A 14,739-nucleotide genomic window follows, 5' to 3' on the forward strand; every position below is an offset into this window, starting at 1 on the left:
GGCGCCGGGCTACTTGTGGCCCACCACCAGGGCGTGGCTGAAGCCGAGGTCGGCGAACCGCTCGACCCGCGAGAAACCGGCGTCGCGCACGGACTTCTCCATGTCCGCGGCCGACCAGGTCATGCCCTCGCCCGAGGCCAGCGCCAGGAAGTACGGCGAGACGAGCCCGCCCGAGAGCGAGCCGGTGCCCTCGTCGTTGGAGACGAAGTTGTAGACCAGCACCGTGCCGCCCTCGGGAAGCGCGTCGTAGCACTTGCGCAGCAGCTCGGTGTTCCGCTCGAGCGACCAGATCTCGTAGATGTGGAAGAACAGGATCGCGTCGGCGCCCTCGGGCAGCCGGTCGGTCAGCATGTCGCCCGGGTGGAAGTGGACGCGCTTGCGGACCGACGGGTCCTCGATCTTGTCCGCGGCGAGCCGGGTGACGCTCTCCTGGTCGAACACCGTGACCTCGAGCTCGGGGTAGCGCTCGGCCAGCTTGACCGAGTTGGTGCCGTCACCGCCGCCGATGTCGATCGCGTGCTTGACGTGGCTGAAGTCGTAGTGCTCCAGGAACTGCTCGAACGCGCGGTTCGAGGCGTCGCCCATGTTGTCGTAGAAGACCTTCTGCAGGTCCGGCGTCGCGGTGAGCTTCGAGTAGAGCGTGTCGCCGGGGCCCTCGAGGTGGCGCAGGCCGACGTTGGTGCTCTGCCGCATCGACTCGGCGAAGTCCACCAGGGTCTTGTTGATGATCTTGTCCTGGATGTCGATCAGCGGGCCGAGGAACCGCTCGCCGCTCTTGAGCAGCTTGCGGCGGACGAGTTCGGTGTTGACGAACTTGCCGTCCTCCTTCTCGATCAGCAGCAGCGACGCCAGGCCGAGCAGCAGGACGCGCGCCGGGTACTCCTCGACGCCCAGCGCCTCCGCGGTCTCGGTGACGTCCAAGCCGCCGCTGTCCTCGAGCTTCTGGAACAGGTCGAACTCGAGACCCGTGCGCAGCAGTTCGAACGCGGTGTGGCCGTGGATGAGGATCCGGAGGTAATCCGCACCCGAGATCGGGACGCTCGTCGCCATGGCTTGTTCTCCTTCGCAGGGGATGGGTCGGCCTGGCCCGGCTCGCCCGCATACGAGGATGATCGGGGCGAAAACCCGGGGGCGCCTCCATTTCTGCGGTGCGGGCGGCCCGCCACCCGCACGGGTGCGACGAGGGCACGACGGGAGAGCCGGGTGCGGTGGCGAGCGCGAAGGCGCCTGCGTAGATTCGACGCCGTGACCGATGGCCGGTGCCCCAGCTGTGGCAACCCCCTGCCCGGGCGCGCGAGCGGGCGCGGCCGGACGTCGAAGTACTGCTCGCCCGCCTGCCGGCAGAAGGCCTACCGCGAGCGGCAGCAGCCGAACGGCGGCGCCGCCGTGCCGGACCTGATCGCGGACATCGAGCTCCGGGTGCGCCGGCTGGCCCCGCAGCTGCCCGAGGACTTCTACACCGACGTCACCGACCTCGCCTCGACGGTCGGCAAGCTCCGCCGGATCGCCCAGCTGGCCCGGGACGCCGCCGCCGGCGAAAACGTCACGGCCGCGGTCGTGACGGAAAACCGGCCGGCCGGTGCCGCCCAAAGCGTCACGGCGGCCCCCGTGACGGAAGAAGAAAGCGTCACGGACGAGGGCGTTACGGAAGGCGCGGGCGAGGACGAGCTGGTCACCGCCGCCGTCCGGGCCGGGGACGAATGGGACTTCGCGGGCCTGGTCGAGCCGTTCCGGCACGAGCTGCAGGTGCACTGCTACCGGATGGTCGGCTCGTACGACGACGCCGAGGACATGGTGCAGGAGACCTTCCTGCGGGCCTGGAACCGGAAGGACGTCTTCGAGGGCCGCTCGACCTTCCGGGCCTGGCTCTACCGCATCGCGACCAACGCCTGCCTCGACTTCCTGCGCCGCAACGAGCGCCGTCCGCAGCGGTACGAGCCGGTGCCGGGGATGGACAACGGGGCCGCCGAGGCCCCCGCCCGGGTGACCTGGCTGCAGCCCTACCCGGACGCGCTGCTGGAGGACGTCGCCTCCACCGAGCTGCAGCCCGAGGGCGCCGCGGTGTCCCGGGAGACGATGGAGCTGGTCTTCCTGGCCGCCATCCAGCACCTCCCGCCCCGGCAGCGGGCCGTGCTGATCCTGCGTGACGTCCTGGGCTGGCCGGCCGCCGACACCGCCGAGCAGCTGGACATGAGCGTCGCCTCGGTCAACAGCGCCCTGCAGCGGGCCCGGCCCGCCCTGCGCCGGCACCTGCCCGAGCGGCGCAGCGAGTGGACCGCGACGGCCCGCCCGACCAGCGAAGAGCGCGAGATCCTGCAGCGTTACATGGACGCGGCAGACCAGGCCGACGCCGCCGTGGTCGCCGAGCTGCTCAGCCAGGACGTCGTGCTGACCATGCCGCCGAACCCGTTCTGGTTCGTCGGCCGCGACGCGATGATGGCGTTCATCAAGCCCTCGATCGACCCGGGGTCGCCGCACTTCCAGGGCACGTGGAAGCACCTGCCGACCTTCGCGAACCGGATGCCCGCGGCGGCCGGGTACCTGCGCCGTCCGGGCACCACCGTCTACCGGGCGCAGGTCCTGGACGTGCTGCGCATCGAAGGCGGCCGGATCGTCGAGATCACCTCCTTCGAACCGCACCTCTTCCCGGCCTTCGGGCTCCCGCTGACCCTCTGATCGAAATCCCCTCCGGTCGCACCGATGAGTTTTCGCGCGGGCGTGCGTCTCAATGTCCGACAACGCGGGCAACACAGCACGCGAGAAGACGCGGAGGAGACACGAAGATGTCGCTCGAGAAGAAGAACGCGATCGTCTACGGCGCCGGCGGCTCGATCGGCGCGGCGGTGGCCAAGGCGTTCGCCGCCGACGGCGCGCACGTCTTCCTGGTCGGCCGGACCCTGGAGTCCCTGCAGGCCGTGGCCGACGAGATCGAGGCGGCCGGCGGCTCGGCCTCGGTGGACGTGCTCGACGCGCTCGACGAGTCGGCCGTCGAGGAGCACGCCAAGACGGTGGTCGTCGAGGGTGGCAGCCTGGACGTCTCGATCAACCTGATCACCCGCGGCGACGTCCAGGGCATCCCGCTGATCGACATGAAGGTCGCGGACTTCACCAGCCCGGTCGTCACCGGCATCACCACCAACTTCATCACCATGCGCGCGGCGGCCCGGCACATGGTCGCGCAGGGCTCCGGCGTGATCCTCGCGCTGGACAGCGGATCCGCGCACGGCAGCCCGATGATGGGCGGGACCGGTTCCGCCGACGGCGCGATCGACACCCTCGTGCGCAACCTGGCCGCCGAAATCGGCCCGAGCGGCGTGCGCGTCGCCGGGATCTGGACGGCCGGTTTGCCCGAAACGCTGTCCCCGGAGAAGCTCGCGGCGTTCAGCGGCGCGCCGCAAATGGACGACGCCGCGTTCCAGGGTCTGCTGCAGCACCTCGACGGCATGCGGATGACCAAGAAGTCGCCCACGCTCGCCCAGGTCGCCGCGACCGCGACGTTCCTCGCCGCGCCGGAGGCCGGTGCCATCACGGGCACCTTCCTGAACGTCACGAGCGGCATCTTCCCGAGCTGATCCGGCTGCGGCGAACCAGCCGTCCGGAGCAGCGGATTACCTCTTTCGCCTGAACTCCGTGCGGCCGGGTGCATGCGGTGAGCGCAATCCGGAAGATGCGGCCCGCCTCGCGATGGCACAACGATGTGCTCGGATAGTCGACCCGTTCCGCCGTTCGGCTGCGGGTCGCTGCGATGGCTGGGGGCCAGGCCTTCCGTGTGCACCGGGCACACGTCGAACAGGAAAGGAAACCAGATGTCCCTGGAGAACAAGAACGCCATCGTCTACGGAGCCGGTGGATCGATCGGCCGTGAAGTGGCGAAGGCGTTCGCCAAGGCAGGTGCCCGCGTCTACTGCGCCGGGCGCACCCGCAAGAACCTCACCCCGGTGGTCAAGGAGATCACCAACGCCGGCGGCTGGGCGAAGGCCAACGTGGTCAACGCCCTGAACGAAGCCGCAGTGGAACGGCACGCGAAGACGGTGGTGGCCGAAAGCGGCAGCCTGGACATCTCGATCAACCTGATCAGCCGCGGCGACGTGCAGGGCACGCCACTGCTCGACATGATCGCCGACGACGTGACCGGGCCGGTCCTGACCGGGCTCACCACGAACTACCTCACCGCCCGGGCGGCCGCCCGGCACATGACCGAGCAGGGCTCCGGAGTGATCCTGGGCCTGAACAGCGGTTCGGCCAACGGCAGCCCGATGATGGGCGCCACCGGCCCGGCCGACGCGGCGATGGACACGCTGTTCCGCAACCTCGCGGCGGAGCTCGGCCCGGCCGGCGTCCGCGTGCTGGGCATCTGGACGGCGGGCCTGCCGGAGACCCTGTCCCGGGAGAAGCTCGCGGCCCACAGCGGCGGCCAGGAGATGGACGAGGAGGCCTTCCAGGGGGTGCTGGAGCACCTCGACGGCATGCGGATGACGAAGAAGTCACCCACGCTGGCCGAGGTTGCGGCCACGGCGACGTTCCTCGCATCCGAGCGAGCGGGCGCGATCACGGGCACGTTCGTGAACGTCACGAGCGGCACCTTCCCGAGCTGAGAAGAGGCCAAGGCGCCGAAGGGGATCCTCACCACCGGTGGGGATCCCCTTCGGCGTTTCCGCGTGCGGGTCAGACGTCGGACCAGGAGACGTTGTCGGGCCGCGCGCCCCCGGACGAGACGAACCGGCGGACGGCTTCCCGTACCTGGCCGACCGGGATCTCGGCGTGCGCTGGGACTTCCCGGACATGAGCCTGCTCGTCGTATTCGATCACCTCGCGTGAGGTCGATCCGTTCGTGCTGAGGGCGCTGCGTCCGGTCTGGCTGATGTGGGTGACGAAGCCGCGCTCGCCATTGATCCCCGCTTCGAGGACTGCACCCGATTCTTCGTGCTCGAGGGCCGCCATACGCGGCAATTCACCCGGCTTCCGGTCTTCGGCCATGCGGGTGAGCAGCTCGTCGGCCTCGGCCGGGCCGGTCAGGCTCGCACCTTCGCGTGTGTAGTACGCCGTCACCGCCATCGCGGCACACCCCCTCCGGTGTAGGTCTTCACGTAACCGTCCGTCCCGTGCACGGTGATCGTGTAGCCATCGGGCAGCACGACCGGAAGCAGCCTGTCACAGCTGTACGGGCCTCGGCACGGCACGTTGTTGATCACGAGGGTGACATGCCGCATGCCCGGGTCTGATTCGCCCTTCTCGCGCATCATCGCGGCCAACCTCAGCTCGACATCCGATGCTCTCGCGATGGGCACCCGGGGACACCCTTCGCCGGTCAGCACGGCGTTGACCTTCTCCTTCCACTCGTCGGACTCGCTGACCATGGCGTGGACCCGGCCCCGGGTGTCGACCCACCGGCCGTGTGTCTTCTGCCCGCGCCCTTGTTCGACCGGAGGTGGCAGCTCGGCGCGAAGTTCGTCGAGCCGCTCTTTCGGTACCCGAACGGGAGGACTCGCATAGCTCGCCGGGTCGGCCGGCGGTTGTGCTGTCGGCGGGGTGCGCTGCGGAGCCGGCTGCGCGGTAGAGCTTCCCAAGCCTGCTGAATAGGCCCGGAGCCGCTCCGATGCCCGGCTCAACCGGCGGATGGTCGCGTCGACCTCGTCGCGGGCCCGCTGGGTGACACCGGGCAGGTCGGCGATCGCGGACCCGGCGGTGGCCTCGGTCAGTGCGGCGGTTGCCTCGGTCAGGGCACCGGACGACTGTCGTGCGGCTTCTTGGGCCTGTCCGATGGCCGCGATCCCGGCTGCGATGGCGGCGGTCGCGGCCTCGAAATCGTTCACTCTCGCCTCCCCCCGTTTTCGATCTTCACATGAGGAGGGCGTCACCGCGCTATTTCTTCCATCGTGCGCCGCGTCGCGATCCATCGCGGCGCAAGGCGGATTTCTTCCAGCGTTCCCTCGTGCCGCTGCGAGGCGCCCGCCAGGCAAACCATGAGACGTCCGGCCCCCGTCCCGGATGTGAGGCTGGGCACCAGGCCGCCGTTGGGGGACGGCGGCCGGTCCACGAACTCTCACATCAAGGAGGCCGGCACATGTCCGGACCGGTCGGAAGCGTCGCCGTCGTCCTGGGTGGCAGCATGGCCGGCAGCCTGGCGGCCCGGGTGCTGTCGGAGTCCTACGAGGACGTCCTCGTCCTCGACCGGGACGTCCTGCTCGGGGTCACCACCCCGCGCAAGGGCACGCCGCACACCCGCCACGCCCACGGGCTGCACGCGCGCGGTCAGCGCGTCCTCGAAGACTTCTTCCCCGGCTTCACCGACGAGCTGCGCGCCAGCGGCGCCCCGGTCGGCGACCTGGGGGAGATGCGCTGGTACTTCAACGGCCTGCGCCTGCCCTACACCCACACCGGCCTCGTCTCGGTGACGCCGACCCGCCCGGTGCTGGAGAACCACGTCCGCACCCGGGTCGCCGCGCTGCCGAACGTGACCTACCTCGAGCGGCACGACATCCTCGGCCTGGTGTCCACTTCGGACAACTCGCGGGTGATCGGCGTGCGGGTGCGCGACGAGGAAGGCACCGAGAAGGTGCTGCGCGCCGACCTCGTCCTCGACGCCACCGGCCGCGGCTCGCGGACGCCGGCGTGGCTGGAGCAGCTCGGCTACGAGCGGCCCAGCGAGGACCGCGTCAAGATCGGGCTCGCCTACACCACGCGGTTCTACCGCCGCCCGGCCGGCTCGTTCACCGACACCTGGTCGATCAACCCGGTCGCTTCGCCGGAGCACCCGCGCGGCGCGTTCTTCGGACTGTCCGATGAGGACACCTGCATCGTGTCGCTCACCGGCATCCTCGGCGACCACCCGCCGACCGACGACGAGGGTTTCCTCGCCTTCGCGAAGTCGTTGCCGGTGCCCGACGTCTACGACGGCATCAAGGACGCCGAGCCGCTCGACGACGCGACGTCGTTCGGGTTCCCGGCCAGCGTCCGCCGCCGTTACGAGCACCTGGACCGGTTCCCGGCCGGCCTGCTCGTGCTCGGCGACGCGATCTGCAGCTTCAACCCGGTCTACGGCCAGGGCATGAGCGTCGCCGCCTGGGAGGCGTTCACCCTGCGCGAGCACCTGCGCGCCGGCGACATCGACCAGTACGCCTACTTCCGCGACATCGGCCAGGTCGTCGACGCGCCGTGGGCGGTCTCGGCCAGCGGTGACCTCGCCTTCCCGGACGTCGAGGGGGAGCGCACCCCGGAGATCGAGCAGGGCAACGCGTTCATGGGCCTGCTGCAGTACGCCGCGTCGAAGGACCAGGAAATCGTCAAGGCGTTCATGCGCGTGGCCGGGCTGATCGACCCGCCGACCGCGCTGATGGACCCGGAGCTGGTGCAGCGCGTGCTGTCCTACCAGCCCGGCGGCGCGGCCGACCAGGCCGCCTGAGGAGTTCCGCCGGCAGGCCCGCGGCGACGGCCGCGGGCTCGCTGGCCTGCCCCACCGACCCCGGATTCTCCTTGCCAGGCAGGGGATCCAAGCCCGCAAAGACGGAGACGTGGCCCGCCGCGCCCGTGGTTAGCGTCGGAACCGGCGCTGCAGGATTCGAGGAAATTGGAGTGGTGATCATGGCCCGGTCCGTTCACGAGGCGTTCTCCGCGCAGGCCGCCCGAACCCCCGACGCGGTGGCGGTGTCCGGTCCGGACCGCACGCTGACGTACCGGGAGCTCGACGAGCGCGCCAACCGGCTCGCGCACCGCCTCACCGGTCTCGGCGCGGGCCCGGACGTCCCGGTCGCCGTGCTGCTCGAGCGCAGCGCCGACGTGGTCGTCACGTTCCTGGCCGCGCTCAAGGCCGGCGCCTTCTACCAGCCGATCCACTCGGCCTACCCGGCCGACCGCCGCCAGTGGATCATCGACCACTCGAAGGCCACGATCCTCGTCACGGACGCGGCGTCGAAGGGCCTCGGCGTCCCGTCGGTCTCCGACATCGTGCTGGCCGCGGAGGACCTTTCGGACCAGCCGGCGACGGCGCCCGAGGTCACCCTGGACGAGAACGCCCCGGCGTACGTCATGTACACCTCGGGCTCCACCGGCGAGCCCAAGGGCGTGGCCGTGCGCCACACCGACGCCCTCGCCCTGGCGCTCGACTCCACCTGGGACACCGGCAACCACGAGCGCGTCCTGCTCATCGCGCCGCACGCGTTCAACGTGTCGACCTACGAGATCTGGGTGCCGCTGCTGCACGGCGGCACGGTCTTCGTCGCCCCCGAGGGCAAGCTCGACATCGCCGGCCTCGGCGCCCTGCTGGCCGGGAACGCGATCACCGGCGTGCACCTCACCGCCGGCCTGTTCCGCGTCGTGGCCGAGGAAGCCCCGGAAAGCCTCGCCGGCGTCCGCGAGGTCCTCACCGGCGGCGACGTCATCGCGCCGACCGCCGTCGCCCGCGTGCTCGAGGTCAACCCGGGCCTGGTCGTCCGGGCCATGTACGGCGCCACCGAGGGCACCGTCTTCAGCACCAACTCCGCGATCACCGCGCCCTACACGCCGGGCCCCGTGGTCCCCGTCGGCCGCGCGATGGACGGCGTCGAGCTGCACGTGCTCGACGAGCGGCTCGACCCGGTGCCCGACGGCACCGTCGGCGAGCTCTACTTCGGCGGCGTCGGCGTCGCCCTCGGTTACGCCGGCCGCCCGGACCTGACCGGCGAGCGTTTCGTCGCCAGCCCGTTCGGCCCCGACGGCGCCCGGCTGTACCGCACCGGCGACCTGGTGCGCCGCACCACCGCCGGCGAGATCGAGTTCGTCGGCCGCGCCACCGACCAGGTCAAGATCCTCGGCTTCCGGGTCGAGCTGGCCGAGATCGAGGCCGCCATCTCCGGGCACCCGGGCCTGGCCGACGTCGCCGTCGTCGCCCGCGAGGTCAAGGCCGGCGACGTCCGGCTGGTCGCCTACCTGGTCGCCGAGGACGGCGAGCCCGACGCGGGCGCCATCCGCGAGCGCGTCCGCACCCGCCTGCCCGAGTACATGCTGCCCGCCGCGTTCGTGGTCGTCGAGCAGCTGCCGCTGACGGCCAACGGCAAGCTCGACCGGGCCGCGCTGCCGCAGCCGGAGTTCGAGACCGCGGGCGCGTCCCGCGCGCCGAGCGGCCCCAAGGAAGAGGCGCTCTGCCGCGCGTTCTCCGAGGTGCTCGGCGTCGAAGAGGTCGGCGTCGACGACAGCTTCTTCGACCTGGGCGGCCACTCGCTGCTGGCGATGCGCCTGCTCAACCGGATCCGCGCCGAGCTGGGCGTGGAACTGAAGATCAACACGCTCTTCGACACTCCGACCGTGGCCGGCCTGGCCCAGGTGCTCTGAGGGAGACCGAGATGACCAACCCCTTCGACGACCCGGACAAGAACTACACCGTCCTGGTGAACGCCGCGGGCGAGCACTCGCTGTGGCTGTCCGGCATCCCGGTCCCCGGGGGCTGGGACGTGGTGCACGGCCCGCGCGGCCGGGTGTCCTGCCTGGACTACATCAGCGAGAACTGGCGCGACCTGCGGCCCAACCCGGCCGCCCGCCGCGCCGCCTGAAAACTCCCGGACGCCGCCCACCGCGCTCATCCCGGAAACGAGGAAAGAAGGTTCCCCATGGCCACCCCGAATCCGTCGGTGCTCGACGGCCTCGAACTGGACTACGTCCGGTTCTACGTCGGCAGCCTCGACACGGCACGGAACTGGCTGGTGCGCGGGTACGGGCTCGGCGAACGGCCGCTGGGTGACGCCGGGCCGGACTGGGCCGCCGTGCGGTCGACCGAGATCGGCGCCAACGACGTCCGGTTCGTCTTCAGCGAGCCCCTGGTCGAAGACCACCCCGGCACCGCCTACGTCGACCACCACGGCGACGGCGTCGCGGACATCGCGCTGCGCGTCAGCGACGCGACGGCCGCCTTCGAAGCGGCCGTCGCCCGCGGCGCCCGCCCGGTCGCCGGGCCGAGCCGGGCCGGCGGGGTCGTCACGGCCAGCATCATGGGCTTCGGCGACACGCTGCACACCTTCGTCGAATACCCGGACGGCCCGCCGGCGCCGATCACCGTGGACGCCGAAGAACCCGGTGCCCTGCTGGAGATCGACCACTTCGCGGTGTGCGTGGAGAACGGTCACCTCGACGCCACCGTCGACTTCTACCGGGACGTGCTGAACTTCGAGCTGATCTTCGACGAGACGCTCGCGATCGGCGCGCAGGCGATGACCACGAAGGTGGTGCAGAGCAAGTCCGGCAGCGTCACGTTCACGCTGATCGAGCCGGACACCTCGAAGGAGCCGGGCCACATCGACGACTTCCTCAAGGACCACGGCGGCGCGGGTGTGCAGCACATCGCCTTCGCCGCCAACGGGATCATCGAGGCGGTCGAGCTGCTGCGCGACCGGGAGGTCGAGTTCATGGGCACCCCGGACTCCTACTACGCGGACCTGCTGCAGCGCGTCGTGCCCGAGCAGTACTCGCTGGCGGACCTGCGCGATCAGCAGGTGCTCGTCGACGAGGACCACGACGGCCAGCTGTACCAGATCTTCGCCCGGTCGGTGCACCCGCGGAACACGATCTTCCTGGAGCTGGTCGAACGGCTCGGGGCCCGCGGGTTCGGCAGTGGCAACATCACCGCGCTGTACCAGGCCGCCGAGCGCCAGCGCGACCACTCCTGAACCAGCACCCGCTACCCACCGCCCGCTCGCGCCGTTACGAAGGGAACCCGCGATGAGCATCTCCGAGGCCGGCGCCACGGCCGGCCGCTACCCGCTGTCGGCCAACCTCGGTCTGCTGTGCATCTTCGACAAGGGGGCGACGGACGGTGCGTTCGGACCGCGGCACCTGGTGATCCACGGCTGGCGGGTGCGCGGCGAGCTGGACCTGGCCGCGCTCCAGGGCGCGCTGGACGACGTCGTCGAGCGGCACGAGATCCTGCGCACGGAGATCGTCCGCGACGGCGGCGAGCAGTACCAGCGCGTCCACCCGCCGTCCTCGCCCGAGCTGCGGGTGCACCAGCTGACCGACAACGGCCTGCCGCGCGACGAGCAGGTCGACGACTTCGTCAACACGATCGAAGCGGGCCGGCTGGGCGCCGACGCCCTGCCGCACCTGCGCGCCGAGCTGGGCCGCTTCGACGACCAGGACGGGGTGCTGGTGCTCATCGTGCACCACACGGCCGGCGACGGCTGGTCGCTGCACGTGCTGATCCACGAGCTGGCCGTCAGCTACGCGCGGCGTCGCGGGCTCGACGTCCCGCCGCTGCCGGAAGCCCGCCAGTACGGGGACTTCTCCGTCTGGCAGATCGACGATCTGGCCAGCGCGAACTCCCAGGCGTCGCGCGACTACTGGGGCGGCAAGCTGCGCGGCGGGCGGATGCTCGACATCAAGTCCGACCGCACGCTCGCCCCGGAGACCGCGGCCGTCTACGCGGTGGAGCGGTTCCTGCTCGACGCCGAGCTCACCCGCGGCACCATGGAGTTGGCGCGGGTGATGCACTGCTCGCCGTTCATGGTCCTGCTGGCCGCCTTCAACGCGCTCCTGGCGCGGATCTCCGGCGCCACCGACCTGGTGGTGCCGATCATCACCTCCGGCCGTTCCGACTCGTCGTTCATGGAGACCATCGGGCCGTTCTTCAACCTGGTGCCGCTGCGGACCGACATCGAGGGCTGCCGCACGTTCTCCGAGCTGGTGCTGCGGATCCGCGCCACCTGCCTGGAGGCCTACGCGCACGAACTGCCCTTCAGCGAGGTCGTCGCGCAGGCGCCGGAGATCAACAAGACCTACGAGCGGGACGACAACGCCGTCTGCGCGATCCAGGTCCTGCAGTTCCCCGGCATGACCGAAGCCGAGACCGTCGGCGACGTCGAGTACGCCGAGGTCCGCAAGCGCACCAAGTCCTGCGACGACACCTCCGACATCCCCAACGGGGTGCTGTGGGCACTCGACATCCTCGCCGACGGCGAGATCGCCGGCACCAGCCGCTACAACACCGAGCAGTTCGACCGGGAGACGATGGTCCGGATGATCGAGGACTACCAGGCGATCCTGGCGTCCGGGCTGACCGACCCCAACCGTCCACTGTGGGCACTCTGACCACTGTGTCATCCGGGGCCGAGCCCCGGACCCGCCGGGGGCGGGCCCCCTGGACCCCCGAAAGCACGTTAGGGCGATCTCTCGAGGAGGAAGGCGCAGATGAGCGCAAGCGAAGAGGACTTCGACGTCGTCGTCATCGGCGGCGGCCCGGGCGGCGCCGCGACAGCGGGTCTGCTGGCCGGCATGGGCCACCGGGTGCTGGTGATCGAGCGTGAGAAGTTCCCGCGCTACCACATCGGCGAGTCCCTGATCACCGGGGCACTGCCCACTTTGGACGACCTGGGCCTGCTGAAGCGCCTGGACGACATGGGCTTCACCAAGAAGTACGGCGGCACCCTGCTGTGGGGCAAGAACCAGGGCACCTGGGGTTTCCGGTTCACCGAGTCGGCGCTCTACGACCACGCCTACCAGGTCCGCCGCGCCGACTTCGACGCCCTGGTGCTGGGTCGCGCCCGTGAACTGGGCGCCACGGTGCTCGAAGAGGTCACCGTCCGCGAGCCGGTCTTCGACGGCGAGCGGATGGTCGGCATCACCTACACCGAGAAGGGCAGCAAGGACGTCCGGACGGTGCGCTCGAAGTTCGTCGTCGACGCCTCCGGCCAGAACCACCTGCTGGCCAAGCACTTCGACATGGTCTCCTGGCACGACGACCTGCGCAACATCGCCACCTGGAGCTACTGGCAGGGCTGCAACCTCTACGGCGGCACCAAGGCCGGCGACATCATCTCGGAGAACCGGCCGACCGGCTGGGTTTGGTTCATCCCGCTCTCGGACGGCACGGTCAGCGTCGGCTACGTGACGCCGCTGGAGGAGTACCAGAAGTCCGGGAAGTCGCTGGAGGACCTGTACCTCGAGCAGGTCCAGGCGACCGAAGAGGTCAGCACGCTCGTCAAGGGCGCGCGCCGGGTCAGCGGGTTCCGCAACATCCGCGACTGGTCCTACACCTCCGAGCGCTTCCACGGCCCGGGCTGGGCGCTGGTCGGCGACGCCGCCGCGTTCGTCGACCCGCTGCTCTCCACCGGCGTCACGCTGGCGCTGCGCGGGGCGCGGGCGCTGGCCGACGCGATCGACGGCTCGCTGCGCGACGCCTCGGTCGAGGACGAACTGCTCGGCCTGTACGAGGAGAGCTACCGGACGTTCCTCGACTCGGTCCTGGACTTCGTGCGCTTCTTCTACGACCGCACGAAGAACAAGGAAGACTACTGGGACAAGGCCCAGCAGCAGATCGACCCGCAGAAGCTGCGGCCGCGGGAGACGGACTTCGCGACCATGCTCTCGGGCCTCACCGGCATCAACGACATCTTCGAGCAGCGCAGGCGGGCGGCGTAAGACCGCCGCATCGGGTACTGGGAGCGGAAAATGAGCACACACGAAGGGGACATCCTCGCGCCGCGGGGCACTGGCCTCACCTACCGCGGGGTCGCCTACGACTGCGGCTCCAACCACGAGACGGGCCAGGGCTCGAACTCGCGCATGGTGTGGAGCGACGACATCATGCGCACGGAGATCGACTCGATCGCCGACGGCCTGAAGGCGAACTCCGTCACGATCTACGGCACGCTGTTCGACCGCCTCGAGGCGACGACGGCGTACGCCATTGAGCGCGGCCTGCACGTCTGGCTGCAGCCGCGCCTGATGGACGGCGAGCAGCCGGCGGTGCTGGAGCACATCGGCAAGACCGCCGCGCTGGCCGAGAAGTTCCGCCTGCAGGGCGCGGACATCCACGTCAGCGTCGGGTGCACGCACGCGATCCAGACCATGGGGATCATGCCGGGCGAGTTCTACCACAACCGGATGGGCAACGCCTTCCCCGACTCCGACCACCACTTCCTGCGCCCGGTCGGCCCGATCGACCACGACGACGTCGAGCGCAAGCTCAACGCGTTCCTGGCCAAGGCGGTGGAGGTGGCGCGCGCGAACTTCGGCGGCGGCATCACGTACTCGGCCGGCTCGTTCGAGCGCGTCGACTGGACGCCGTTCGACTACATCGGCATCGTGGACTACTACCACCCGAAGCCGGACCGCGAGGCCTACCTCGCCGAGCTGGCCGCGTACCGCAAGTGGAACAAGCCGATCATGATTTCCGAGTACGGCACGTTCACCTACAAGGGGGCGTCGGAGAAGGGCCTGCTGGGCTTCGACATCGTGGACCGCACGGTCGAGCCGCCGCGGGTCTTCGACGGCTTCGTCCGCGACGAGCAGGCCCAGGCGGACTTCCACCTGGACCGGCTGCGCCTGTACGACGAGTTCGGGATCTACAGCGTCGCGGTGACGGAGTTCGTCCACCCGACGCACCCGCACTCGGAGGACCCCCAGTGGGACCTCGACACGGCGAGCATGACGATCACGAAGACCATCCGCGACGACTACTTCGACCACTTCACGACGTACCACATCGAGCCGAAGGAGTCCTACAAGGCGATCGCCCGCTACTACGAGGCGGTCACCGAGCGGGAACACCGCGCGGCAGCCTGACCTGGGGGCCCACAAGAGCCGCCTCGCTCCCCGCGAGGCGGCTCTTCCCATGCCCGCGTGTCGTCCATCCGAGTACGCGTGTCGTCCGGCTGGGTACGCGTGTCGTCCGGCTGGGTACGTGAGCCGACCGTCCGGGTACGTGAGCCGACCGTCCGGGTACACGAGTCCGCAGTGGCGGGTACGCCGGACTCGCGTGATCAGGGCCGTGACTCG

13 protein-coding genes are annotated in these 14,739 nt (G+C 70.2%); 10 read left to right on the forward strand and 3 right to left on the reverse strand.

The annotated features are described in order from the left end of the window. Positions 1-9: 9 nt before the first annotated feature. Positions 10-1,050: a methyltransferase gene (locus OG494_RS00320; protein ID WP_328450727.1), complete on the reverse strand. Its 1,041-nt coding sequence runs from the start codon at positions 1,048-1,050 to the stop codon at positions 10-12. A gap of 195 nt (positions 1,051-1,245) precedes the next feature. Between OG494_RS00320 and OG494_RS00325 the strand changes: the two genes are divergently transcribed. The 3 genes from OG494_RS00325 to OG494_RS00335 all read left to right on the forward strand — a co-directional run bounded on the left by OG494_RS00325 (position 1,246) and on the right by OG494_RS00335 (position 4,595). Next, entirely contained in the window at positions 1,246-2,676 is a 1,431-nt protein-coding gene (locus tag OG494_RS00325) for a sigma-70 family RNA polymerase sigma factor (RefSeq protein WP_328450729.1), read from the forward strand. Positions 2,677-2,783: 107 nt separating this feature from the next. Beyond that, entirely contained in the window at positions 2,784-3,572 is a 789-nt protein-coding gene (locus tag OG494_RS00330) for an SDR family NAD(P)-dependent oxidoreductase (protein WP_328450731.1), read from the forward strand. Between the two features lie 234 nt (positions 3,573-3,806). After that, positions 3,807-4,595: an SDR family NAD(P)-dependent oxidoreductase gene (locus OG494_RS00335; RefSeq protein WP_328450733.1), complete on the forward strand. Its 789-nt coding sequence runs from the start codon at positions 3,807-3,809 to the stop codon at positions 4,593-4,595. 70 nt (positions 4,596-4,665) lie between these two features. Here the strand turns inward: OG494_RS00335 and OG494_RS00340 are convergent, their stop codons facing one another. Continuing rightward, positions 4,666-5,055: an Imm1 family immunity protein gene (locus OG494_RS00340; protein WP_328450735.1), complete on the reverse strand. Its 390-nt coding sequence runs from the start codon at positions 5,053-5,055 to the stop codon at positions 4,666-4,668. After that, a complete protein-coding gene (locus OG494_RS00345) occupies positions 5,046-5,813 on the reverse strand; it encodes a DddA-like double-stranded DNA deaminase toxin (protein WP_328450737.1) in 768 nt (255 codons plus the stop codon). The genes OG494_RS00340 and OG494_RS00345 overlap by 10 nt, the downstream gene beginning before the upstream one ends. A 251-nt stretch (positions 5,814-6,064) precedes the next feature. Here OG494_RS00345 and OG494_RS00350 point away from each other — a divergent pair, with 251 nt between their 5' ends. From OG494_RS00350 to OG494_RS00380, 7 genes are all read left to right on the forward strand, one after another. Beyond that, positions 6,065-7,402: an FAD-dependent oxidoreductase gene (locus tag OG494_RS00350; protein WP_328450739.1), complete on the forward strand. Its 1,338-nt coding sequence runs from the start codon at positions 6,065-6,067 to the stop codon at positions 7,400-7,402. 179 nt (positions 7,403-7,581) lie between these two features. Beyond that, entirely contained in the window at positions 7,582-9,306 is a 1,725-nt protein-coding gene (locus OG494_RS00355; RefSeq protein ID WP_328450741.1) for a non-ribosomal peptide synthetase, read from the forward strand. Positions 9,307-9,317: 11 nt separating this feature from the next. Next, positions 9,318-9,524 (forward strand): MbtH family protein, encoded by a 207-nt coding sequence (locus OG494_RS00360; protein ID WP_328450743.1) that lies wholly within the window; start codon positions 9,318-9,320, stop codon positions 9,522-9,524. 57 nt (positions 9,525-9,581) lie between these two features. Continuing rightward, positions 9,582-10,634 carry a 4-hydroxyphenylpyruvate dioxygenase gene (hppD, locus tag OG494_RS00365; protein ID WP_328450745.1) on the forward strand — a complete coding sequence of 351 codons (1,053 nt, stop codon included), beginning with the start codon at positions 9,582-9,584 and terminating at the stop codon, positions 10,632-10,634. Positions 10,635-10,686: 52 nt separating this feature from the next. Next, on the forward strand, positions 10,687-12,051 hold the full coding sequence (locus tag OG494_RS00370) for a condensation domain-containing protein (RefSeq protein WP_328450747.1): 1,365 nt from the start codon (positions 10,687-10,689) through the stop codon (positions 12,049-12,051). Positions 12,052-12,150: 99 nt separating this feature from the next. Next, a complete protein-coding gene (locus OG494_RS00375; protein ID WP_328450749.1) occupies positions 12,151-13,380 on the forward strand; it encodes an NAD(P)/FAD-dependent oxidoreductase in 1,230 nt (409 codons plus the stop codon). A gap of 30 nt (positions 13,381-13,410) precedes the next feature. Beyond that, positions 13,411-14,526, forward strand: coding sequence for a hypothetical protein (locus tag OG494_RS00380; protein ID WP_328450751.1), 1,116 nt, complete (start codon positions 13,411-13,413; stop codon positions 14,524-14,526). The last annotated feature ends 213 nt before the right edge of the window (positions 14,527-14,739 follow it).

Source organism: Amycolatopsis sp. NBC_00438, assembly GCF_036026695.1.
Taxonomy (GTDB): Bacteria; Actinomycetota; Actinomycetes; order Mycobacteriales; family Pseudonocardiaceae; genus Amycolatopsis.

Coding starts and splice junctions, on each gene's coding strand:
- OG494_RS00320 (WP_328450727.1), bottom strand. CDS start 1,050: ATGGCGACGAGCGTCCCGATCTCGGGTGCGGATTACCTCCGGATCCTC.
- OG494_RS00330 (WP_328450731.1), top strand. CDS start 2,784: ATGTCGCTCGAGAAGAAGAACGCGATCGTCTACGGCGCCGGCGGCTCG.
- OG494_RS00335 (WP_328450733.1), top strand. CDS start 3,807: ATGTCCCTGGAGAACAAGAACGCCATCGTCTACGGAGCCGGTGGATCG.
- OG494_RS00340 (WP_328450735.1), bottom strand. CDS start 5,055: ATGGCGGTGACGGCGTACTACACACGCGAAGGTGCGAGCCTGACCGGC.
- OG494_RS00350 (WP_328450739.1), top strand. CDS start 6,065: ATGTCCGGACCGGTCGGAAGCGTCGCCGTCGTCCTGGGTGGCAGCATG.
- OG494_RS00355 (WP_328450741.1), top strand. CDS start 7,582: ATGGCCCGGTCCGTTCACGAGGCGTTCTCCGCGCAGGCCGCCCGAACC.
- OG494_RS00360 (WP_328450743.1), top strand. CDS start 9,318: ATGACCAACCCCTTCGACGACCCGGACAAGAACTACACCGTCCTGGTG.
- hppD (WP_328450745.1), top strand. CDS start 9,582: ATGGCCACCCCGAATCCGTCGGTGCTCGACGGCCTCGAACTGGACTAC.
- OG494_RS00370 (WP_328450747.1), top strand. CDS start 10,687: ATGAGCATCTCCGAGGCCGGCGCCACGGCCGGCCGCTACCCGCTGTCG.
- OG494_RS00375 (WP_328450749.1), top strand. CDS start 12,151: ATGAGCGCAAGCGAAGAGGACTTCGACGTCGTCGTCATCGGCGGCGGC.
- OG494_RS00380 (WP_328450751.1), top strand. CDS start 13,411: ATGAGCACACACGAAGGGGACATCCTCGCGCCGCGGGGCACTGGCCTC.